The sequence below is a fragment of the Chryseobacterium manosquense genome, assembly GCF_014623485.1.
GTDB lineage: Bacteria > Bacteroidota > Bacteroidia > Flavobacteriales > Weeksellaceae > Kaistella > Kaistella haifensis.
This window is the reverse complement of the sequence record NZ_CP060203.1, coordinates 2,298,090-2,320,710: the sequence shown is the minus strand read 5'-3', so window position 1 is coordinate 2,320,710 and position 22,621 is coordinate 2,298,090. Positions and strand designations below refer to the sequence as shown.

Genomic DNA, 22,621 nt, shown 5'->3' with positions numbered 1-22,621 from the left:
ATGAAAGGTAGGGATTATATCATACTCTATGTGGAAAAATATCTGCCTGCACAGAAAATTGTATTGGCAGATTTCTTTGATTCAAATGAGTTTGAAAAATATTCTTCTGCAACGGGTTTAGATTACCCGTGGCAAAAAAGACCTACTATGATTGAGTTTTTGAACTATTCTCAAAAAAGAGTTAATGAAGGAACTTATTACCATGTAGAAGTAGATGTATTGCAGTCTATTTTGAAAAGAATTTCAACTAACGAGGGTTCTTTAATTGTAGGTTTCAAAGTTATGCTGCGAGAAGACGATGAGACTGTTTTTGGAAAAAGCAAATCATTCACAGATAATGAAAAAATTCAATTAAATTATTTCTTGTATGGAAGAACTTGTATTTTGAACTATAAAACTGATTATGGTATAAAGGGAATTGATAAAGTTGTTGTGAAAAATGTTGGACAAGGTAGCTGCAATGAATTATGGCACAAGAAAGAATGTATGATTATTTTTGATTGTGGTACATCATACTCTACTCCTTCTCATGAGGTCTACGAAATGACTGATAATTTCCAACAAAATTATCACTCCTCTAGACCAATCTGTATCATATCTCATTGGGATGTTGACCATTATCATTTCCTATTATCCTACTCAGACGAAACAATCAAAAGTTTCTCATATATTATCTGTAGAAATGAACTTCCAACACTTACAGCAAGAAAAGCATTAGGAAGATTGAAAACTCTTAATGGAAATGCAATTCAACCATTAAAGGTTGTTCCTCCCCAACCTAGCAAAAGAAGTGGGATTGAATTACACATGTCCAGTTTAGTCGTAGGAAACTTTATTCATCTTTACAATGGAACCAAAAATAGGAATCGAAATAAAAGTGGAATTGGGTTAGTTCTTTTAAAACCTAACAAATGCTTTATTTTTAGTGCAGATTTTGACTATCAACAGATATCGAATAGTATTTTAGACAAAGTTAGATATAATTGCGAACAATATTTAATAGTACCTCATCATGGTGGTAAAGCTGGAAAATGTGTTTATAATTATTCTAGAAAAAATAAACTGAAAGATGCAATAATTTCAGTTGGTAAGAACTCCTATGAGCATCCTTTCAAAAGTAATATTGAATTTCTAAAAAGTTTAGGATTTAATGTTATTCAAACTTTATTAGCAAAAGAAGACTATATAAAAGAACTGTAAACAAGAAACAGAATAATCATGGCAATTTTAGAAAATACTGCAAAAAACTATGCAACTCTACTGAGTGAAGTAAAATCTGGACAAATAAAAATTCCTCAATTTCAAAGAAATTTTGTTTGGGATATTAAAGCATCAGCGAAATTACTTGATAGTATTATCAAAGGTTATCCAATTGGCACATTTATATTTTGGAGAACTGATGAAGAATTGAGATCTGTAAGGAATATTGGCAACATAGAGCTCCCAACCCAGAACAAGGGAGAGTTTGTGAATTATGTACTAGATGGACAACAGAGAATTACCTCATTTTTTGCTGCTGTAAGTGGAGAAATTATTAAAAGAGTTGATGGAAAAGAAGAAGATTTCTCTCATATTTATATTGATTTAGCTGTAGATTTGGAAAGTGAAGAAGAGATTGTATTAACTGACATTGCAGGTAAAGAAGAATTTTCAACAATTAAATTAACTGAATTGTTAACGGGAGATTTCACTTTTTTAGCTAGTTTCCCTCCTCAATATCAATCAAAAATTAAGGAATATCAAAATATTATAAAAGGGTATAATTTTAATATTATTCACCTTAAAAACGCTACAATTGATGTTGCTACAGAAGTATTTACAAGATTAAATGTTGGTGGAAAAGCTCTTTCATTGTTTGAAATCATGGTTGCTAAGACTTATGATGCTAATAAAAAATTTGATCTTGCAGAAAAGTACTCGGATTTTATGAAGGAACTTGTCAAGGTCAAATATAATGAAATCTCATCTGCAACAATACTACAAATTGTTGCGATGATTTTGGAAGAGGATTGCACAAGAAAAACTATACTTAAGATTTCAAAGAGGGATTTTATCAACACTTGGGATATTGCTGTAGATTCTATAAAACATAGTGTGGATTATTTTAGAGGTATGGGGATTCCTGTTTCTCGATTGCTTCCCTATAATGCATTATTAGTTCCATTTAGCTATTTCTTTTATAAATTCAATAGCAAACCAACAGGTCAGATGAAGAAAAGACTTGATGATTTTTTTTGGAGAGTATCATTAGGCAATAGGTATTCTTCTGCTGTTGAAGGGAAATTAGCGCAAGATATAAATAAAATAAAAAAAATAATAAACGATGAGTTGCCAAAATATGAATGGAGCATTGATTATTCAAAGCAATATCTTAAACAAAGTTCAGTAGGTTATTTTGGCACTGGAAGAAGTTTTATTAAAGCTATACTTTGTTTATATGCTATGAAGAAACCTAAGTCTTTTGATAATAATTTGGATGTAAATATTGATAATAGTTGGCTAAAAGTCTCAACCAGCAAAAATTACCACCACTTCTTTCCGAAATATTGGATGAGGAAGAATTATCCAGAAAAAAGTTATAATGAATATAATCATATATTGAATATTACAATTGTTGATGCCTTTTTAAATAAAAATCAAATAAGAGCGAAAGCCCCTGAAGTTTATATGAAAAAATTTGCTGAGGGAAATGATGATATTGACGAAACAATGAAAACACATCTAATAAGTAATTTAGAAAAATTCGGGATTTGGAATAATGACTATGATACTTTTTTTGATGAAAGGGCAAAAGTTGTAAATAAAGAATTGTCTAAGAGAATTATTCCTCAAGACACTGGAGCAGAAATCTATGAAGATTTATTAGAAGATGAAATTAACATTGAAGAATTAGATACAATTGAATAATGAGTAGCGAAGTAATATCCAAAATATGGTCTTTTTGTAACACGCTTAGAGATGATGGTGTAAGTTATGGGGATTATCTAGAGCAGATTACCTATTTGCTATTCCTAAAGATGGCAGATGAATACACAAAGCCACCTTATAACAAAAAGATAGATTTCCCAAATGTTAAAGATGCAATGGGAATTGAACAATACGGTGCAGAAGTTTGCAATTGGCAAAGTTTGGTTTCAAAGAGTGGTTCAGAACTGGAGATATTTTATGTTCAATTGCTCAGAACTCTTTCCACAGAAAAAGGAATGTTGGGACAGATTTTTACCAAAAGTCAAAATAAAATTCAGGATCCTTCCAAACTTTACAGACTCATCAAAATGATTGATGGTGAAAATTGGGTTTTAATGGGTGTAAAAGATAAAGGAGACATCTATGAAGGACTTTTGGAAAAAAATGCAGAAGATACCAAAAGTGGTGCAGGACAATATTTTACACCTAGACCTTTAATTAAGGTAATGGTAGATTGTATGCAACCTGAACCTATGAAAACCATAGCAGATCCTGCCTGTGGAACAGGTGGGTTTTTCCTTGCAGCTTATGATCATATCTCAAGTAATAAACTTGACAGAGAACAAGCTGAATTCTTGAAATACAAAACATTTTTTGGAAATGAGATAGTTGCAAATACCAGGAGATTGGCTTTGATGAATCTCTTTCTGCATAATGTGGGAGATATTAATTCTGATTCCCCAATTTCTTCTAATGATAGTTTAGTTGCACCATCAGGAGAAGCCTATGATTATGTATTGGCAAATCCACCATTTGGAAAGAAAAGCAGTATGACCTTCACCAATGAAGATGGAGAACAAGAAAAGGATGATTTAACCTATAATAGACAAGATTTTTGGGTTACAACAAGCAATAAACAACTGAACTTTGTTCAACATATTAAATCCATGTTAAAAACCACAGGAAAAGCTGCTGTAGTAGTTCCTGATAATGTTTTGTTTGAAGGTGGTGCAGGAGAAACTGTGAGGAAAAAATTAATGGAAACTGCTGATGTCCATACCATTCTTAGACTTCCTACAGGAATTTTTTATGCCAATGGAGTAAAAGCCAATGTTATTTTTTGGGATGCTAAACCTGCAAGCAAAGAGCATCACACACAGGAAATTTGGTTTTATGATTACAGAACAAATGTTCATCATACCTTAAAGAAAAATCCGTTAAAGATTGAAGATTTACAGGAGTTTATTGATTGCTATAATCCAGAAAACAGATTCAAAAGAAAAGAAACTTTTGATGCAGAAAAAAATCCAGAAGGCAGATGGAGAAAATATTCTTATGAGGAGATTATGAATAGGGATAAGACTTCGTTGGATATCACTTGGCTAAAAGATAAATCTCTTACAGATTTAGAAAATATACCTGAACCTGAAGTTTTAGCTGAGGATATTATTGAGAATATTGAATCTGCACTTTTGGGGTTTAAGAAAATTCTTGCAAAGTTATAACCCTTGATAACTGAAATTCCCGCGTACATTATTATCAATTTGATTTAAAAAATTAGATATGCCAAAGATCTTAATTACTGGAAATGGATTTGATTTAGGTTTTAACTTACCTACCTCTTACGATGATTTTATTAGTATCCTGAGTTATCTTGAAGCCCATCAAACATTTAATTTTCATGAAATTTATAGTAATTGCAGAAATTTTGAAGATTTAGAAAATAGTTATTCAGATAGTATAGAATTTAGCATTGAAGAAATCACAATTCTCAAAGAAAAATTAGCTGATAACCTTTGGTTTCAATTTTTCAAAAATGAAAAAAAAATTGATTCATGGATTGACTTTGAAAACAGGATTGAATATCTGCTTAAATTATTAATTTCCTCAATTTCTAAACTTAAAGAAAGCATTTTTTCGCAATCTCCTATCGACAAAAGTTTAAAAATTTATGATTCTAAGACTTTGAACAATAATGTCGTTGCACTGAATGTGTTAGATTTTTTTGGAATTATATCTTTAAGGAGTAGAGACAATTATGGGTGGCATTTAAAAAAAGAATTTCTGGTAGAAAGATATGATTTTTATATTGACATAAATACTGATAAGATTATTGAATTCCTGGTGTCACAACTTGATGATTTCAAATTAATTTTCAATAGCTATTTTAGTTTATTTGTGTTGCCTTTGTATGGAAAATCAAAACTAAATATTGAAAGCAATTTTTTTAATTTAATCCATTATCACTTCACATTTAATTACACTCCAACTTTTGAGAAGTTTTATAGCACTAATGTAAAAACTAATTATTTACATGGCAAGATTAATTCAAATGTAAATAATATTGTTTTAGGTATTGATGATCTACCAGAAAAAGTTGAAAACAGAGATTTGTTTTTTCCTTTTACAAAATATTTTCAAAAACTAAATTGTGACACTGATTTTCATTTCTTAAATGAAATAAAGGATATTGAAACAAGCACTACTCTTACGAATTATGTATTTTTCTTTTGGGGGCACTCTTTGGATCAATCTGATAAAGAATATATTAATGAAGTATTTGATATTGTAAGAGATTATAAAGGTAGGAAGAATAAAATTGTGATTGTTTATCATAGCAAAAGTTCAAAAGCTAGACTTTTGCAAAACTTATTAAAGATTAGAGGTAAAGTAGACATATTAAAAAAAATGCGTCAAAAAAAACTTATTTTTTGTCATTTAGATTCACAAGAATTGAAAACAGAAATTAATAGGGATATAGTTGAAAGGATAACAATTTAAATTTTTTTTAAAAATTTTTAAAAAAAAATTTGTGAACGCGTGGATCAAAATAATCCATTCTTGCTGTCTCCCAGATACTTCCAAGAATATTTTCAAATTTAGATTTAAACTCCCCGTATTTCCCTTGCTTATCCAACCACATCTCAAATTCGGCAACGTGAGGTTGAAAACCATAATACCCAACATGATCGTAAAAAACTTTATAAAAAACTTTTAAGATTGCAGCAGGATCATCTTTGGTGGTGATCTGCGCCTGTTGGTCAATATTAAAAAGTATTGATTCGGAAGGGATTCGGGTTGAAGATACGATGTCACCCTTTAGCAGAACATCATCTTCGATTTTCTCTGCGAAGAGTTCACCACATTTATAACCATCGACTTCCTTGTTTTCTAATACATAAGAAAGAATTTTCAACAGGTGAGATTTACCACTCCCAAAAAAACCTGAAATCCAAACTCCATTAGAACCACTATAACTTTTATAATTGCTGAACAGTTCACGGATTTTATTTCCTATCTCTTTGGTAATTACATACTCCGCAACCTCTGTTGAAATATGATCTCTGTCGTCTGCTTTTATTACGGTCTCAATGTTACGGTTGATGTCTTTTTCAAAAAAATTTTTAATGATCATGGTTTTGTGTTGATTAAGTCGATATTAAATGCTCTATAATAGTTGTCGTCTTTCATTGCACCGAAAAGGTTTAATGAGGTTCCGTTGTAGTCTCCGGGGAAGAAAATAACGGTCGGAGATTCCTTCGCAATATTCTGTAAATTATTTAAAATTGTATGAGACCTGATGTAAGGAAACACTAACCCAATTCCGGTTAAAAAATATACATTGGATGGGTTTTGGTCAATAATGTCTTTAATTTTGGGTGTAAGAACCTGATGAATGTTGAGGGTAGATTGTAAGGCATTCAGAAATTTATCCTTCTTCTTCAGTTTTTCAATTTCGAACATTCTATCAACACCTCCTTTGGATTCCAAAACATCACATACAATATCATAGAGATTGAGTTCTAAAACGCTAACTCCCGAAGTCTCCAATTTGTTTTTCAAAAACTTTATAGAATCTGTTACTTCATTTTCCATTGCAGGATCGTAAGCACTTATAAAAAAAGGAATTTCACCACCCAATGACTCCTTCTTTAAAAAGTTAGGTGATGAAATGATGTTATATAAATGTGTAAATTTCTTCGCTATATCTTCCATTTTTAATTATAGTCTTTTTATATCCGTATCAGAAATAAGAAAAATCTTCAACCAATTCGGGTTGTCTTTACGTATCGTTTCTAATACCTTCGAATCTACGAATTGTGGTTGAATCATCCTATTTTTAATGCTGTCAATAATTCCTGCCTGTTCATAAATTTTGAAAATCACTGATTTAACTTTATTTTCAGTCTGGGGAGTTAAGCCTTCTAACTCGTCATGTTCCTGCATTTTCCCTCTGAAAAAACTCAGATAATCACCATCGGTAATCTCGTAATCGAAAACCAATAATTTATTTCTTAGAACCTCAATCGTAAAATCATTGATGAAACCATAAGTTTTACATACCGCGAGAAAACAAATTTGCTTCTGAGTGGGTAAGTCACCATTTATCAGCAAATCTATTTCATCTGAAGTCAAGTTTTTTAGTCTTTTATTGAGTTCAGCGTAATATTTTTTTCCCGTTGCAGATTTTCCGTTTCCAAAAATTTCTATATAGTTAAAGTCTGAATTATTCCTTTTCGATTCGGCAATTTGCACCATCCCATTGATCATCAATGAAGCGGTAGTGAACGAAAAACTGTATTTATGTGGGTCGGTCATTTATTTTTGTCTGAATGTCTAAAGATATATTTTTAACCTTCTCTTCTATTATTTCAATGTTTCCAAAATAGTGTTAATTACTCAAATTTTTATGTTTGGAGTCAAAAGTATTGTTAAAAATTGCAGTATTTTCTTTTTTACAATCTAATTAAATATCGATTAATTTTAGAAAACTTCAATCTTTCGGATTTACTTAATTTCCCAGTAACCATTAGTCTTCCCTACTCTCTCAATAACTTTCTTTTCTTTTAAATTATTGATATGTTTTTGAATCGCTGATTCATTAATCTTTAGATTTTCCGCTAATTCTCTTCGACTTATTTTGGGATTTTCAACTATCAAACGAAAAACCTGATCTTGTGCAGGAGTCAGTTCTATTTTGGAACGACCATCTTGACCACCTTCTTGACCACCTTCTTGACCACCTTCTTGACCACCATCTTGACCACCTTTTTCATCAACATTTTTAGGCAGAACAATTCTTAAAAAATTCTCTGAAAACTGAAAAGATTCTTTCTTATAAAATTGTAAAATACGAGGAATACCAGAACCCAGTTGCTCTACCAAATCCAGATCTTTAAAAACCCGCATGATTTCTTTATTTCGAGGTACAGAAAAACCTTCAAAAAACTCTTCTTTTGCAAGTCCTTCGGGTAAACCTCCATTAGAAGTTATTTCTAAACGATCATCAAAAAGTTCAAATTTAGGAGCCAACTCTCTAGAATAATCATTGTGAACAAAAGCATTCACAACGGCTTCACGAAGAGAAATCTCATTCCATATTCGTGTTTCTTTCCGTTCTTTGGAAGTGATTTTTGTAAGCGTTTTATTTTCTAAATTTAATTTATCTAAAACTTGTTGGGTTGCTTTTACCAACGATTCAAAACCGTACTCATTACTTTCTACCAAATTTACCCTATCAACTCCATCGTATTTGGCTACTTTAATGGAAATGGTATTGGTATCATTCATCAAATATCCCACATAATTGTAGGTATTATCTTCAGTAAGTAGTTCTAAGTTTTTAGCAAATTGCGGAGATAAAGTTTTACCAACTCCCTGGTAATAAATATGCAACTGCTGAAATTGTAAATCTTGTTTCGCAGATTTTATATTGTTAATAGAATGGCGAGTACGCCTGGCAAATAATCGCTCAATTTCTTTAGTGGGCATCGGTTCGGAAGAACTACCAATGCGAATAAAAGCACCTTTTTCAGACATTCCATATTTTCTGATGTAATAGGGCTTTTCATATCCTCCCGCTACAATGATTTTTAATACATTTTTATCTTGCTGCTTTTCAGTCACCAAATCGAAAAGCCCCATACAGGAAGGAAGTATATTATTTTTAAGGCGATCTTTGAATTGCAATTCAACCTGATCAATATCTTCAATACCCACAATATTTCCGGCATTATCAATCCCTACATATACAATGCCACCTTCGTTTGAATTAAGAAATGCAACAACCTCCTTTTCGATTTCGGGCGTTATTTGCTGTTTGTATTCTATATGTTTATTTTCAATCATAAGCGATTTCTAGCTTCAATAAGGTTGATAAAGGTTTAACCATTAGTTCTGACTAATCTTTCAAAAATACGAAAATAGACGGATATTAACTAAATGAATATCAAATAAAATATAACTAGGAATAGCGGGAAAAAACATGGGTGTAAATAAACATTTAAGATTCATTTCTCACCACGCCTTAGAACTAATGTCTGCAACGTTCATATTCATCGCGACGTTAAGTAATCAATGGGATATTTAATTCACTCTCATCTAAATAATGGCATAAAGTATGTAGTAACTTTATATATTTTTATGAGAACCATAAAAAACATGCTAGTTATTTCTTCCTGGGGTACTGCTAGGAAATATAAATTTTTAAATAGGTAACGATGAAAACTCAAAAAAAGAAAATAGTCATCATTGGCGGCGGCTTTGCTGGGGTTAATCTAGCAAAAAAACTAACGAAAAGTGACCACTTTGAGATTATATTGGTGGATAAAAATAATTACAATTTTTTTCCCCCTTTAATCTATCAGGTTGCAACGGGATATCTTGAAACTTCAAGTATATGTTATCCCTTTCGAATGCTTTTTCGTGACAAAAAAAACTTTAGGTTTATATTAGGTGAGTTGAAAGAGGTTATTATTAAAGAGAAAAAACTAATTCTTTCTACAGGATCCATTCATTATGATTGGCTTGTATTCAGTACTGGATGTGTAACTAACTATTTTGGGATAGAAAGTATCAAACATCACGCGATACCAATGAAAACGGTATCTGATGCACTTTCAATGCGAAATACTTTATTAGAAAGATTGGAAGAAGCTTCGCGCGAAACAAATATGGAAATCCGAGGAAAACTACTGACTGTTGTTGTTGCGGGTGGAGGACCATCTGGCGTAGAAATTTCTGGCATGTTTGCGGAAATGAAGCAAAAGATTATTGCAAAAGATTACCCAGAATTGAAAGGGTCAAGTGGCGAAATCTATCTTGTAGACGGTCTCAATTCTGTACTATCGCCTATGAGTGAAAACTCACAACAATATGCGTACGATAAGTTAGTAGAAATGGGTGTGAAAATAAGGCTTAATAGTATGGTAACCGATTTTAAAAACGATGTAGTTCACTTTGCTAACGGGGATAAAATAGAAACCAAAAATTTAATTTGGACCGCTGGCGTAACCGCTATCATTTTTAAAGGTATACCACCAGAAGCGTATGGAAAGGGAAAAAGATTAATTGTAGATGCTTTCAACAAAGTTATTGGACAAGAGGATATATTCGCTATTGGTGATACTTGCATACAAACCACTGATACAGCATTTCCACAAGGACATCCACAAGTAGCGCAAGTGGCGATACAGCAAGGGCAAAATTTAGCGCATAATTGGATTAAAACTTTGAAATCCAAATCTAGTGTACCTTTTAAATATCATGATAAAGGTTCTATGGCAATTATTGGTAGAAATAAAGCGGTAGCAGAGTTTCCCAAACCGAAATTATTCTTCAGCGGTTTTATCGCTTGGATTATGTGGTTATTCATTCATTTATTATCCCTAATAAACTATCGAAACAGATTAAGTACCCTCTACAATTGGACTACTGCTTATTTCACAAAAGATCAGGCACTCCGGTTCATTGTTCGAACTACTTTAAGAAAGGAAGTATTAACAAGAGAAATTTCGGATTAGTATTACTTAAATCTGTATCCCACCCCGCAATTTTAGTTTTCTACGGATATTTTTTTTACTGGGTTTATTGTTTCCTTAAGTAAAAAGATTCTCTATGTGGAGATCTTTTCAAATATTTTTACTAATTTTATTTTAAAACACAAAATCATGTTAGTGAAAATTTATGGGAGTGCCATTCATGGGGTTTCGGCACAAACCATTACCATTGAGGTCAATGTTGATACTTCCGGAGTTGGTTACCATTTGGTAGGGCTTCCCGATAATGCAATCAAAGAAAGCAGTTACCGAATTTCCGCAGCATTAAAAAATGTTGGGTATAAAATTCCAGGTAAAAAAATCACCATCAACATGGCTCCTGCCGATTTGCGAAAAGAAGGTTCTGCTTATGACCTCAGTATAGCGCTAGGAATTCTCGCCGCTTCAGGACAAATAACCGCAGAAAATATTGGTGAATACATCATCATGGGAGAACTCTCGCTCGACGGTGGATTGCTTCCCATAAAAGGAGTATTACCGATTGCTATTAAAGCTCGCGAAGAAGGTTTTAAAGGAATTATTCTTCCTAAACAAAATATTCGTGAAGCCGCAATTGTCGATCAACTCGAAGTGTACGGCATCGAAAACATCAAAGAAGTCATCGATTTTTTCAACGAAGGAATTCCATTAGAAAGAACAACCATTGACACTCGCAAAGAGTTTCAGGAAAAGATTAATTTCTTTTCCACAGATTTTTCAGAAGTAAAAGGCCAAGAAACCGCAAAAAGAACGATGGAAGTAGCTGCCGCCGGTGGACACAACATTATTTTGATTGGCCCACCCGGAAGCGGAAAAACCATGCTTGCGAAAAGAGTTCCAAGCATTCTTCCACCATTAACTTTAAAAGAAGCTTTAGAAACCACCAAAATTCATTCAGTCGCCGGAAAAATAGGAACAGAAACTTCGTTGATGACCGTTCGCCCGTTTCGCAGTCCGCACCACACCATTTCGGATGTTGCACTCGTTGGCGGAGGTAGTTACCCACAACCCGGAGAGATTTCTCTAGCTCATAATGGCGTTTTATTTTTGGATGAAATGCCGGAATTTAAAAGAACCGTTCTGGAAGTAATGCGACAGCCGCTGGAAGATCGGGAAGTCACGATTTCGAGGGCAAAATTTACTGTGAATTATCCCGCAAGTTTTATGTTGGTTGCAAGCATGAATCCGAGTCCGAGCGGTTATTTCCCGGATGATCCCAACAATACTTCTTCGCAATTTGAAATGCAACGGTATATGAATAAACTTTCAGGGCCGCTTTTGGACCGAATCGACATTCACATTGAAGTGCAAAAGGTAGAATTTGATCAACTTACCGACAAACGGAAGGGTGAAAAAAGCGAAGAAATAAGGGCGAGAGTTCTGAAAGCAAGGGAAATTCAATCCAACAGATATCAAGATTCCGAGATTCATTACAATGCGCAAATGGGTCCTAAAGAAATAGAAAAATACTGCGAATTGGATGATGCTTCCCAAAGTTTAATAAAAACAGCCATGGAAAAACTCAATCTTTCAGCAAGAGCTTATGACAGAATACTGAAGGTTGCCCGAACCATCGCCGATCTGGAACTTCAGGAACGCCTCAACGCTGCCCATATTTCCGAAGCCATCCAATATCGTAGTCTGGATAGGGAATTTTGGAATGTATAAAGAAAATTAATTCGTCACGAACGGCTTAATCAACTTTTTGTTTTTCTCTTTATTTTCAAAACCAAAATTATAAGAAAAACCTACGCCCAAGGTTTGTTTCATCTGCAATTTCTGCAACTGATCGTGGTCGTATAGCAAATCCAAACTCACTACTGTTGAAATAAATTTATTGAACCGGATATTCAGCGTACCATTATAAGCAATATCCACTCTCTCGGGATGGAAAATGTAATTACTAAAGAAGTTAATTTGATTGACAAGGTTAATGTCTTTATAGATTTTCAAACGGTACAAAACATTCACCAAAGCACCAAGCTCAGATCTCACATTTTGCCCGTCTTTTTCCAAACCATATTTCCCTGCCTTTTGTAGCAAAGGATCTGTAACAAAGGTAAATTTACCATTCACCGGACGGAAAATTACCTGGAAATTTTCATTAGGATTGTACGAAATACCCAAACCGGCATTCAAATATCCCGGCGACATGAACCTTGAAATACGGTCTTTAAATTCGGGATCAGGAGTGTCGGTATAATTAAAACCCGGCGAAAACTGCGAAAGAAACTGAAAACCAGTTGAAAGATAAAAGTCTTTTCCGATATCGTATCCGTAGTTAGTCATAAGATTAATGTAATCTTCTGTTTTTCGCGACGTTTCACCTTGCGAAGCAACAAAACCATAACCGAGTTGCAAGGTATTATCCAAGAAATGCTTGTTATTTTTATAACTTAAATTATAATTAATCTTTCCGATGATTCCGATATTATTATTCCCTCCGGAATTCCAGTTGGAAAACGAAGATTGATTGAAAACCAAATTATTGGTTCCGTAATAAAACCATTTAATTGGGCCTTGCAATTTTAGCATATTATAAGGAGTAATCGGCAATTCCTGAGTGAGATTCGACATCACCACTTTATCGCGAATCACGATGGTATCCTTAAAATGTCTGTCGAAATTGATGAGTTCCGGATTCGACAAACTATCCAAATCCAATGCAACCGAATCCCATCTTCTTTGAGAAATAGAATCGATTTCTTTAAGAATTTCTCTGTCTCGCTGCGCGAAAACTACAGCCGTAAAAAACAATAGAATAAAGGCAATAAACTTTCTCATAGCCTACAAATTTAAGCCAAACTAATAATTATATAAAATTCAGAAGCAATCTTTTGTTACTTTTTGACTGATTTTTATTGATTTTAATGAAAACTTTAGCCATATTTACTTAATTATTAAATTGGCTACAATTTTGACAAAAAGAAATCGATGTTAAAAGAATCTCTAAATTACAAAGCGGTAATATACGCCATCATCATGGTTTCAGCGATGTGGTTTGGATTTTTGCTGCAAAATTTTGACCTTATCGAAGGTTGCAATGGCGCTATTATTCCACTCACTCCTTCCGGGTTGAAAGGGATTTTTTTCTCGCCTTTTCTTCATGGCGGAATTGATCATATTTTCGGAAATTCTGTGCCGATTTTCGTTCTTATATTTTTGTTATTTCAATTTTATCCATCTATTGCAAAAAAGATTTTCTTTACCGGATGGTTCGTGTCCGCACTTTTGGTTTGGATGCTTCCACCGATTGATATCTTAACCGGCGAATACTCCCACGTTTGTATCATCGGAGCCAGCGGAATTGTATATGTTTTAGCATTTTTCTTGTTTTTCAGCGGTGTTTTCCGGTGGAATATGAAACTTTTGACCGTTTCGCTGATTGTAGCATTATATTACGGAAGTTTAGTTTGGGGCGTAATGCCGGAAGAACTTTTCTCAACCCTTCCGGAACCGAGCAGAATTTCCTGGCAATCGCATCTTTCAGGTGCTGTAGTAGGAGTGATACTAGCTTTTGTTTTGAGGAAAACCGGTGAAAAAACCAAGAAATTCATTTGGCAATTTCCCAATTATTATAGCGAAAAAGACGATAAACTTTGGCAAGCGTACAAAGAAAATCATCCGGAGGATTTTATGGAACTTCCCTACCTGAAAAAGGAGGATCCTTGGGATCACTTAGATGAAATCAGAAAAAACGGATAATTTTCAATAAATTTGAAAAAAATACGAAATGTTTTCCGAAGAAACACTCTACTCCATCGCGCTTCGGCACTGCCCACTTATCGGAGATTTAATCTTTCGAAAACTTGTAAATGAGGCAGGTTCCGCAAAGGATGTTTGGCAACTCACCAAAACCGGACTAGAAAACATCTATGGAATCGGACAAAAAATTTCAAAGGAAATAGGCAATCCCGAACATTTAAAATTCGCTGAAAAAGAGTTGAAATTTTGCGAGAACAATCAAATAGAAATCAACCTGCGCCACCTCGGAGATCTCCCTAAACTACTGGATGAATGCGACGACGCTCCGGCAATTCTTTACCAAAAAGGAAATTTCGATCCTTCCCTAAGACCCATCAGTTTGGTAGGAACCAGAAATATTACAACATACGGCAGAAATTTCGTTCATGATTTTTTAGAAAATAACAGGAACAAAAATATACTGACAATTAGCGGACTCGCTCTAGGTGTTGACACGGAAGTTCACGAATCTTCTTTGAAAAACAACATTCCGACCATTGCGGTATTAGCTCATGGTTTCCACACACTTTATCCTTCAAAAAACAGAAAACTTTCGGAAAAAATCCTTGAAGAAAACGGCGTTCTTTTCACAGAATTCAACAGTTCGCAAAAACCCGATCGCGAGAACTTCATCCAGAGAAATCGCATCATTGCTGGATTATCTCCCGCAACGATTGTTGTAGAAACAGCATTCGGCGGCGGATCCATCAGCACCGCAACATTTGCCAATAATTACAACCGTGAAGTTTATGCCCTTCCCGGAAGAATTTCCGATAAATTTAGCCAGGGCTGCAATCAATTAATTCTTCAAAACAAAGCAGCAACAATTTCAACCATTTCTTCACTATCCGAACAACTTGGATTTCAGAGCGATCATTTAAAAATAGGTGAGTTATTCCCGACTTCAGAAATCAGAACGCTCTTAACTGAAAACCAGTTGGCAATTTGGAAAATTTTAGATAAAAACACTCCTTTTTCACTAGATGAAATATCGGAGAAACTCGAAATTCCGAGCTATAAAATTTTGCCCGATTTGCTTCAAATGGAAATTGCAGGATACATCAAAGCACTTTCGGGAAGACAATATCTGGCACTTTAATTTTTCATGATTTTTAAAAATTTATTAATATTTGCATAACATTCAATTATCAATATTGTAAATACCAAAATTATCAATTTAATAAAAATAAACTGCAAATTCATTAATATTTCAACAACATATAAAATTTTTCTTGCAAGTTTTGAAAAAAAAATTAAATTTGTTGACAATAATATTCAACCTTTATGGAACACTATAATGTAGAGCAAAAAATTCAGGAGTTTGTCGCTAAAATAGAGGCAAAAAACCCTAATGAACCAGAATTCCTTCAAGCAGTGAAAGAAGTTGCAGTTACGGTAATTCCTTTTATTGCCAACCGCAAAGAGTACACGGGAATGAAGCTTTTGGAAAGAATGGCCGAACCCGAAAGAACCATTATTTTTAGAGTTCCTTGGGTAGATGATAAAGGAGAAATCCAAGTAAACCGAGGTTTCAGAATTCAGATGAATTCAGCAATTGGACCTTATAAAGGTGGAATACGATTTCATCCAACGGTAAACCTTTCTGTTCTTAAATTCCTAGCGTTCGAGCAAACTTTCAAAAACTCTCTTACTACTTTGCCAATGGGCGGTGGAAAAGGAGGTTCGGATTTCGACCCTCAAGGAAAATCCGATATGGAAGTGATGCGTTTTTGCCAGGCTTTCATGACGGAAATGTGCAAACATATCGGTCCTGAAACGGATGTTCCTGCAGGTGACATCGGAGTGGGAGCAAGAGAAATTGGGTATTTATTCGGTCAGTACAAAAAAATTAGAAACGAATTTACCGGAGTTCTTACCGGAAAAGGATTGGCTTATGGTGGTTCATTGATCCGTCCGGAAGCAACCGGCTACGGTGTAGTATATTTTGCTGAGCAAATGCTAAAAACAATTGGACAAGATTTCAAAGGGAAAACAGTTACTGTTTCTGGTTTTGGAAATGTTGCATGGGGCGTTATTAAAAAAGTTGAAGAATTAGGCGGTAAAGCGGTTACCATTTCTGGTCCTGATGGCTATATTTATGATAAAGACGGAATCACCGGTGAAAAAATTGATTATTTATTAGAGCTAAGAGCTTCCGGAAATAACCGTGCAGAAGATTATGCGAAGAAATTCCCAACTGCCGAATTCCACGCTGGGAAACGTCCATGGGAAGTAAAATGTGATGTTGCAATTCCTGCTGCAACACAAAACGAACTTCATTTGGATGATGCTAAAAATCTTGTAGCAAACGGTGTAATCTGCGTAACAGAAGCTGCGAATATGCCTTCAACTTTGGATGCTATCAATTATTTCTTAGATAATAAAGTACTTTTCTCTCCAGGAAAAGCTTCCAACGCGGGTGGTGTAGCAACTTCAGGTTTAGAAATGACGCAAAACTCAATACGTTTAAACTGGTCTTCTGAAGAAGTGGATGCTAGATTGAAAGAAATCATGATCGGAATTCACAAAGCTTGTAGAGATTACGGTAAAGAAGAAGACGGCTACGTAAACTATGTGAAAGGTGCAAACATCGCAGGTTTCGTAAAAGTTGCCGAAGCAATGTTGGCTCAAGGAGTAGTATAAAACAAAAAAAGTCTGAGGAAATTTCCCAGACTTTTTTATTGATATTCCTGTCCCGGGATAATGGGTAAAAAGTAAAATGAAAGGATAAAAAGCATTGGTTTTCAATGCTTTTTATTTTTGTATACTGCAAAAAAAATCCTGCAAAATTGCAGGATTCTTTTTCATTTTTACTCTTTAGGTTTTTTTACTTTTTCTCCTCGGTCTTTGTAACCGGAAGTTCCTGTTTAAGTTCGGCAGAAGTTTCAGTTTTTAGAGCTGCGGTTTCTTCTTTTTTCGCTTCTACAGACTCTTTCTTAAAAGTTGGTGCTTGCGCAGCAACTTCTGCATTTTCTTCTGCTTTCACTTCTGTTTTTACCGCTTTGTCTGTTTTTGCTTTTTTAGCAACTTCCGTACTTTGTGCATTTGCTAAACTTACTCCTGCTGCTAAAAAAACAACTGCGAACAACGACTTTTTCATAATACTTTCATTTTTGTGGTTAGTAATGATTTTAAAACGCCGTTTTCGCGAGGGAATTATATGAATCTCCGAAGTTTAACTGAATTTAAAAGAGTTTATGATTTATTTAGATTCACTTCTTCTACAGATTTTTCTGGATTTTTTCAACAAATTCAAATACTGCAGGGCAAATGACCGTGTTCTTGATGGTAAGGTGATTAATTTGATAAATCTTTTTGCGATCGGTATGTGGAAATTCTCGACATGCCTTCGGGCGAACTTCGTAAATGGAACAAGTGTTATCGGAATTAAGAAACCAACAAGGTAAATTTTGCAAAACTTTGTCGTTGTCTTCATCTGTTCTTAAAAATTTCTGCTCAAAGTCTGCTGATTTCATACGAAGGTGTTTGGCTATTCGCTCAATATCTTTTTCTGTAAAGAGCGGTCCGGTTGTTTTGCAACAATTGGCGCATTGCAAACAATCAATCTTGCTGAAAACCTGATCATGAGTATCTTGAACAATATAATCAAGATTTTTTGGCGGGCGTTTTTTCAGAGTTTCAAGAAATTTTTTGTGTTCCTTTTGTTTTAAAACGGCCTGGTTTTTATAAAATTCAAGATTCATGATGCAAAAATAGGTTTAATTTGGAAAACGACTATTCGATTAATTCTGACCTGCGGCCGCGATAGCAGCGATTACCCCACAAGGAGGCGGCGGAACGAAGTGGAGCCGCCGACTGAGGAGTAGTAGCGGATAGCGCGAATTGTCCGCCCAAATATTTAATGACCAAAATCATAGGAATCTCTTCCTTAAATTCCTTAAATTTGATGGATGAAAAAGCTGGAAACAAGAGCAGATATTGAGCTGCTTGTGAATCGTTTTTATGAGAAAGTTGCTGATGATGAGAAGATTGGCTTCTTTTTCAATGATGTAGCAAAAGTGAGTTGGCAAAAGCATTTGCCGAAGATGTATTCATTTTGGGAAACGCTGCTTTTTGGGCAAATTTCTTATAAAGGAAATCCAATGGCGATGCATTTTCCAATTAATGAAAAAGTGGCGATTGAAAAGCATCATTTTGAGCACTGGATCAAACTGTGGACGGAAACTGTGGAGGAAAATTTCACCGGCGAAATGGCGGAAACCGCAATTTACAAAGCCACGAATATCGCCAATTTGATGAGCCATAAAATGCAAATAGCGAGAAGATAGTTGGGCAATTTCCTTTCCATTCAGAAAACCGCCCGATTTATTCTAAGGTACGATTACCATAAAAATATATGCTGCTAAATTGACGAGAAGTACTGTTCCGTATAGGTGATTGGTTTTCCCGCGACTGAGGGAAAGCATCACTGTAAATACGGATAATGCGAGCAAAATAATTGATTTCATATCCAACCCCAAAACGAACGGTATATCAAACATTATACAAACCACGGAAACGGCAGGAATTGTTAACCCTACACTGGCCAATGCAGATCCTAAGCCCAAATTGATAGACGATTGAATTTGGTTGTTTCGCGCAGTTCGAATTGCCGCTAAACCTTCAGGCAATAATACCACGGAAGCAATAATTACGCCCACCAAAGCTCTCGGCGCACCTATATTTTCTACAAAATCTTCGATAACCGGAGAGAGTCCTTTTGCCATAAAAATGACCACCGCAAGACAGACAATCAGCAAAACCAAACTGGCAATTGTTTTTGCATTACTCGGTGGTGCTGCTTCATGCGCTGTATGATCATCTGGTGCTGCTACGATAAAGTAGTTTCGGTGACGTACCGTTTGTAACATTAAGAAAGATCCATAAATAACCAAACAAGCCAAGGAGACAAAAATTAATTGAGTATTATTGTAAATTGGCCCCCGTGCACTGGAGGTAAAATTGGGTAAAATAAGGGTAAGAACGAGAATCGCAACCAAACTCACCAAATAGGTAGTTGCTGAACTTCGCATGAAAAACTGCTCTTTGTATTTCCAGCTTCCGATCCAGATACAAATCCCCAAAATTCCGTTTAGAATAAGCATTACCGCAGCAAAAACGGTATCTCGAGCGTAGGTCATCGCACCTTCGCCACCGGAAAGCATGAAAGAGATAATTAAACCCACCTCCAAAATAGTAATACAGATTGCGAGGATGATGGTTCCGTAAGGTTCACCAACTTTGTGAGCGACTACTTCAGCGTGATGTACAGCCGCCAAAACAGTGATGAATAATAAAATAGCGCCCGCCACATTTGCAAATATAGTATCAGTAAGAAATCCCGCAAGATAAAATACTGATGCTAAAATGGGGAAGACGACCGTCCAACTTAAAATATTTTTTACTTTCATCAATTTTCGATTTTCACAATTATACAAAAAATCTATTGAAAATCAAAATTATTTGGATAGTTCTTATCGAAAAATCACTCTCCATAGATAAAAATCCTGAAAATCGGTGATCATGTGGAAAACCAATCCCAATGCGATAATCTTATAATTTCCTTTCAGTAAAACAAATCCAAGAAAATAAAGCACAACCATTGGATAAGAGTGCAAAAGGTGAAAACCTACACTGCTCCTATTCGGATCGAAAATTGGATCAGCAAAAAGATGATCCAAATCGACCAACATCGTCGCGAGCATCAGCAAATAAGCTTTTTTCCAATTATTTTTAAAGAAAATTTTCGCAACCAACAGCGGAAATACAAAATGGAGAAAATAATGAACAATTTCTCGAATGTAGAAATGGTTTTCCATCAAATTTTTCCTTTTAAATAGTTTTGCCTAAGATCCTCATCTAATTTCTCAATCGCATAACGAAGGGATGTTCGAGGCATATTCCGGTAATTTTCATTAAGAAAATTCAATAATTCCGCCTCATTTTTATCGCCCATTACCCGCAACAACCAGCCATTCGCTTTGTGCATCAAATCGTGGGAATGTTGCAGGTTTTTCAGCACCAATTCTTTCATTAAATCAAATTTACCTTGCTTCACGTGGTGCATCGTTGCGACTACAGCCATCCTTTTGCTCCACAAGCAATCTTCCTCCGAAAGTGCTTTTAGTAAGCTGTTGTCATTATTTTCAAAACAATAGCGCCCTAAAATTTTGTAGCAGGAATTATCTACCAAATCCCAATTGTTTACGTATTTTTTATGGCTTAAATAAAATTCAACGATCTGAGATTTTTCTGCTGCAGATTTCGTTTTTTCGAATTTGGAAACCAACATCAAAAGCGCACAATGCCTATGTTCATGGATTTCAGAAACTAGAAGTTCACTCAATTCTTCTAAGGAAATGCTGGCAAAATATTCCTTCGCTACTTTTCGTTGCTCCGGAACTGTAACTCCGATAAACTGGTCGCCTTCCGCATATTCGCCTTTCCCCGCTTTGAAAAATCTTGGAAAAAACGCTGCTTTTTCGGGCAGCGCTAACATTTCCAAAGCTTCTTTTACCGCATCTGATTGGTTGCCCATCATTTTTTAAAATTAAAAATTATTCGCCTGTTTCCTCATCATCATGATATTCAAAAAGGAAATCGTTGTAAGGAAATCTTGAAATATGAATTTTCAAAACCTCATCGTAAATAATTTTTTTCATCTCCGAGAAATTTTCTTTGGTCAAAGCCGAGATAAATACCGTTGGATATTTCGATTTCGACATCCAGGTTTTTTTCCATTCTTCCAGGGAAATATTTTTTCGGGTTTCTGGGGTTAAATCATCTTCAGCCTTTTTTTCATAACTAAAATCATCAATTTTATTGAAAACCATCACCATCGGTTTTTGATGCGCATTGATTTCCATTAAAATCTGATTGACAGAATTAATGTGATCTTCAAAACTTTCATGGGAAATATCAACGACATGAATCAGCAAATCGGCTTCACGAACCTCATCCAAAGTAGATTTGAAACTTTCAACAAGTTGGGTCGGAAGTTTTCGGATAAAACCAACGGTATCGGTCAAAAGGAAAGGCAAATTCCCAATCACCACCTTTCTCACCGTAGTATCGAGTGTTGCAAAAAGTTTGTTCTCCGCAAAAACCTCGGATTTGGAAATAGCGTTCATTAAAGTCGATTTTCCAACGTTGGTATAGCCCACAAGTGCTGCTCTCACCACCTTTCCGCGGTTTTGTCTTTGCGTAGACATTTGCTTGTCGATGGTTTTCAGTTTTTCTTTTAATAATGAAATTCTGTCGCGGATGATACGTCGGTCAGTTTCAATTTCGGTTTCACCCGGACCTCTCATCCCGATTCCCCCTTTTTGTCTTTCGAGGTGAGTCCACATTCTGGTCAACCTTGGCAATAGATACTGATACTGAGCCAGTTCCACCTGTGTTCTCGCGTAAGAAGTTTGTGCTCTCTGGGCAAAAATATCGAGAATAAGGTTGGTTCTATCAAGGATTTTAACTTCGATTTCTTTTTCAAGATTTTTAAGTTGCGAAGGCGAGAGTTCGTCATCAAAAATAATGGTGTTAATGTCATTTTCCTTTACATAATCTCTAATTTCCTGCGCTTTTCCGCTTCCGATGAATGTTTTGGAATCCGGCTGCGTAAGCTTTTGGGTAAATCTTTTCACCACGGTAGCTCCTGCAGTTAAAGCAAGAAACTCCAATTCATCCATATATTCTACAACTTTATCTTCGTCTTGGTTTTGGGTAATTACCCCGACAAGGACGGCTTTCTCGTACAAATGTTCTTTATTATCTAGCATATATTTTGTCTATAATCTAATGTTCACAAAATTAGTTTTTTTCTTTATTATAAATGAGTTTTAGTATGATCAAAATCATCGTAGCTACCACCGAAATACTGTTGGTAACAATCATCGAAATATGATCTTTACCTATTCCAAACCACAACCACAAACCACTGCTCAAAACTCCTATGATACAAGTAATTAAGGAAATTTCTTCTGCAGATTTTTCTTTCACAATTTTAATAATTTGAGGAACAAAAAGCGCCGAAGATAAACCACCGGCGATAAAACCAATAATTTCAATATCCATAATTTTTCTTTTTTTTAAAGCTATTAAAGCATATTCCATTTTTATGCCGTGGTTTTCTTTAAATTTGAATTCAGTTTAGCTAA

The 22,621-nt window shown here is 34.9% G+C and carries 22 protein-coding genes; 10 read left to right on the top strand and 12 right to left on the bottom strand.

What is annotated here, in order from left to right; all coding sequences use genetic code 11:
- Positions 1-30 precede the first annotated feature (30 nt).
- Genes H0S70_RS11130 through H0S70_RS11115 form a run of 4 tightly spaced genes read left to right on the top strand, consistent with a single transcriptional unit; the run spans position 31 to position 5,688 of the window.
- A complete protein-coding gene (locus H0S70_RS11130; RefSeq protein ID WP_188320848.1) occupies positions 31-1,200 on the top strand; it encodes a ComEC/Rec2 family competence protein in 1,170 nt (389 codons plus the stop codon).
- A gap of 18 nt (positions 1,201-1,218) precedes the next feature.
- The gene (locus H0S70_RS11125) at positions 1,219-2,907 is read left to right on the top strand and encodes a DUF262 domain-containing protein (RefSeq protein ID WP_188320847.1); all 1,689 of its coding nucleotides are present in this window, start codon (positions 1,219-1,221) and stop codon (positions 2,905-2,907) included.
- Entirely contained in the window at positions 2,907-4,412 is a 1,506-nt protein-coding gene (locus H0S70_RS11120) for a class I SAM-dependent DNA methyltransferase (protein WP_188320846.1), read from the top strand. Before H0S70_RS11125 ends, H0S70_RS11120 begins: the two co-directional genes overlap by 1 nt.
- 58 nt (positions 4,413-4,470) lie before the next feature.
- A complete protein-coding gene (locus tag H0S70_RS11115) occupies positions 4,471-5,688 on the top strand; it encodes an AbiH family protein (protein WP_188320845.1) in 1,218 nt (405 codons plus the stop codon).
- Positions 5,689-5,695: 7 nt separating this feature from the next.
- On the opposite strand, the gene H0S70_RS11110 is transcribed toward H0S70_RS11115, so the two are convergent.
- The 4 genes from H0S70_RS11110 to H0S70_RS11095 all read right to left on the bottom strand — a co-directional run bounded on the left by H0S70_RS11110 (position 5,696) and on the right by H0S70_RS11095 (position 9,036).
- Positions 5,696-6,322, bottom strand: a complete 627-nt coding sequence (locus H0S70_RS11110) for a DUF6079 family protein (RefSeq protein ID WP_188320844.1) — start codon at positions 6,320-6,322, stop codon at positions 5,696-5,698.
- A complete protein-coding gene (locus H0S70_RS11105) occupies positions 6,319-6,903 on the bottom strand; it encodes a DUF1788 domain-containing protein (protein WP_188320843.1) in 585 nt (194 codons plus the stop codon). The genes H0S70_RS11110 and H0S70_RS11105 overlap by 4 nt, the downstream gene beginning before the upstream one ends.
- Before the next feature lie 6 nt (positions 6,904-6,909).
- Positions 6,910-7,506: a DUF1819 family protein gene (locus tag H0S70_RS11100; RefSeq protein ID WP_188320842.1), complete on the bottom strand. Its 597-nt coding sequence runs from the start codon at positions 7,504-7,506 to the stop codon at positions 6,910-6,912.
- A 189-nt stretch (positions 7,507-7,695) separates the two neighbouring features.
- Positions 7,696-9,036, bottom strand: coding sequence for an RNA-binding domain-containing protein (locus tag H0S70_RS11095; protein WP_188320841.1), 1,341 nt, complete (start codon positions 9,034-9,036; stop codon positions 7,696-7,698).
- A 371-nt stretch (positions 9,037-9,407) separates the two neighbouring features.
- Between H0S70_RS11095 and H0S70_RS11090 the strand changes: the two genes are divergently transcribed.
- Together H0S70_RS11090 and H0S70_RS11085 are read left to right on the top strand one after the other, a co-directional pair.
- The gene (locus tag H0S70_RS11090) at positions 9,408-10,709 is read left to right on the top strand and encodes an NAD(P)/FAD-dependent oxidoreductase (RefSeq protein WP_188320840.1); all 1,302 of its coding nucleotides are present in this window, start codon (positions 9,408-9,410) and stop codon (positions 10,707-10,709) included.
- Positions 10,710-10,856: 147 nt separating this feature from the next.
- A complete protein-coding gene (locus tag H0S70_RS11085; protein ID WP_188320839.1) occupies positions 10,857-12,392 on the top strand; it encodes a YifB family Mg chelatase-like AAA ATPase in 1,536 nt (511 codons plus the stop codon).
- Between the two features lie 6 nt (positions 12,393-12,398).
- On the opposite strand, the gene H0S70_RS11080 is transcribed toward H0S70_RS11085, so the two are convergent.
- Positions 12,399-13,508 (bottom strand): DUF3078 domain-containing protein, encoded by a 1,110-nt coding sequence (locus H0S70_RS11080; protein WP_123249124.1) that lies wholly within the window; start codon positions 13,506-13,508, stop codon positions 12,399-12,401.
- 150 nt (positions 13,509-13,658) lie between these two features.
- Here H0S70_RS11080 and H0S70_RS11075 point away from each other — a divergent pair, with 150 nt between their 5' ends.
- From H0S70_RS11075 to gdhA, 3 genes are all read left to right on the top strand, one after another.
- Positions 13,659-14,429, top strand: a complete 771-nt coding sequence (locus tag H0S70_RS11075) for a rhomboid family intramembrane serine protease (protein ID WP_188320838.1) — start codon at positions 13,659-13,661, stop codon at positions 14,427-14,429.
- Between the two features lie 28 nt (positions 14,430-14,457).
- Complete coding sequence (dprA, locus tag H0S70_RS11070; RefSeq protein ID WP_031501234.1) at positions 14,458-15,567, top strand: DNA-processing protein DprA; 1,110 nt, start codon at positions 14,458-14,460, stop codon at positions 15,565-15,567.
- A 185-nt stretch (positions 15,568-15,752) separates the two neighbouring features.
- Positions 15,753-17,111 carry an NADP-specific glutamate dehydrogenase gene (gene gdhA, locus H0S70_RS11065; protein WP_123249127.1) on the top strand — a complete coding sequence of 453 codons (1,359 nt, stop codon included), beginning with the start codon at positions 15,753-15,755 and terminating at the stop codon, positions 17,109-17,111.
- 184 nt (positions 17,112-17,295) lie between these two features.
- Here gdhA and H0S70_RS11060 read toward each other — a convergent pair whose 3' ends face one another.
- Together H0S70_RS11060 and H0S70_RS11055 are read right to left on the bottom strand one after the other, a co-directional pair.
- Positions 17,296-17,568, bottom strand: coding sequence for a hypothetical protein (locus tag H0S70_RS11060; protein ID WP_123249128.1), 273 nt, complete (start codon positions 17,566-17,568; stop codon positions 17,296-17,298).
- 121 nt (positions 17,569-17,689) lie between these two features.
- Positions 17,690-18,172: a YkgJ family cysteine cluster protein gene (locus H0S70_RS11055; protein ID WP_188320837.1), complete on the bottom strand. Its 483-nt coding sequence runs from the start codon at positions 18,170-18,172 to the stop codon at positions 17,690-17,692.
- A gap of 207 nt (positions 18,173-18,379) precedes the next feature.
- On the opposite strand from H0S70_RS11055, the gene H0S70_RS11050 reads away from it, so the two are divergent.
- Positions 18,380-18,757: a group III truncated hemoglobin gene (locus tag H0S70_RS11050; protein WP_123249130.1), complete on the top strand. Its 378-nt coding sequence runs from the start codon at positions 18,380-18,382 to the stop codon at positions 18,755-18,757.
- A 42-nt stretch (positions 18,758-18,799) separates the two neighbouring features.
- Here the strand turns inward: H0S70_RS11050 and H0S70_RS11045 are convergent, their stop codons facing one another.
- From H0S70_RS11045 to H0S70_RS11025, 5 genes are all read right to left on the bottom strand, one after another.
- Positions 18,800-19,879, bottom strand: a complete 1,080-nt coding sequence (locus tag H0S70_RS11045; protein WP_188320836.1) for a calcium:proton antiporter — start codon at positions 19,877-19,879, stop codon at positions 18,800-18,802.
- A gap of 63 nt (positions 19,880-19,942) precedes the next feature.
- Complete coding sequence (locus H0S70_RS11040; RefSeq protein ID WP_031501229.1) at positions 19,943-20,287, bottom strand: DUF6122 family protein; 345 nt, start codon at positions 20,285-20,287, stop codon at positions 19,943-19,945.
- Positions 20,287-21,009 carry a DNA alkylation repair protein gene (locus H0S70_RS11035; RefSeq protein ID WP_394367292.1) on the bottom strand — a complete coding sequence of 241 codons (723 nt, stop codon included), beginning with the start codon at positions 21,007-21,009 and terminating at the stop codon, positions 20,287-20,289. Before H0S70_RS11035 ends, H0S70_RS11040 begins: the two co-directional genes overlap by 1 nt.
- Before the next feature lie 16 nt (positions 21,010-21,025).
- Complete coding sequence (gene hflX, locus H0S70_RS11030; RefSeq protein ID WP_123249133.1) at positions 21,026-22,243, bottom strand: GTPase HflX; 1,218 nt, start codon at positions 22,241-22,243, stop codon at positions 21,026-21,028.
- Positions 22,244-22,274: 31 nt separating this feature from the next.
- Positions 22,275-22,538 carry a SemiSWEET family sugar transporter gene (locus H0S70_RS11025; RefSeq protein ID WP_188320835.1) on the bottom strand — a complete coding sequence of 88 codons (264 nt, stop codon included), beginning with the start codon at positions 22,536-22,538 and terminating at the stop codon, positions 22,275-22,277.
- Positions 22,539-22,621 lie beyond the last annotated feature (83 nt).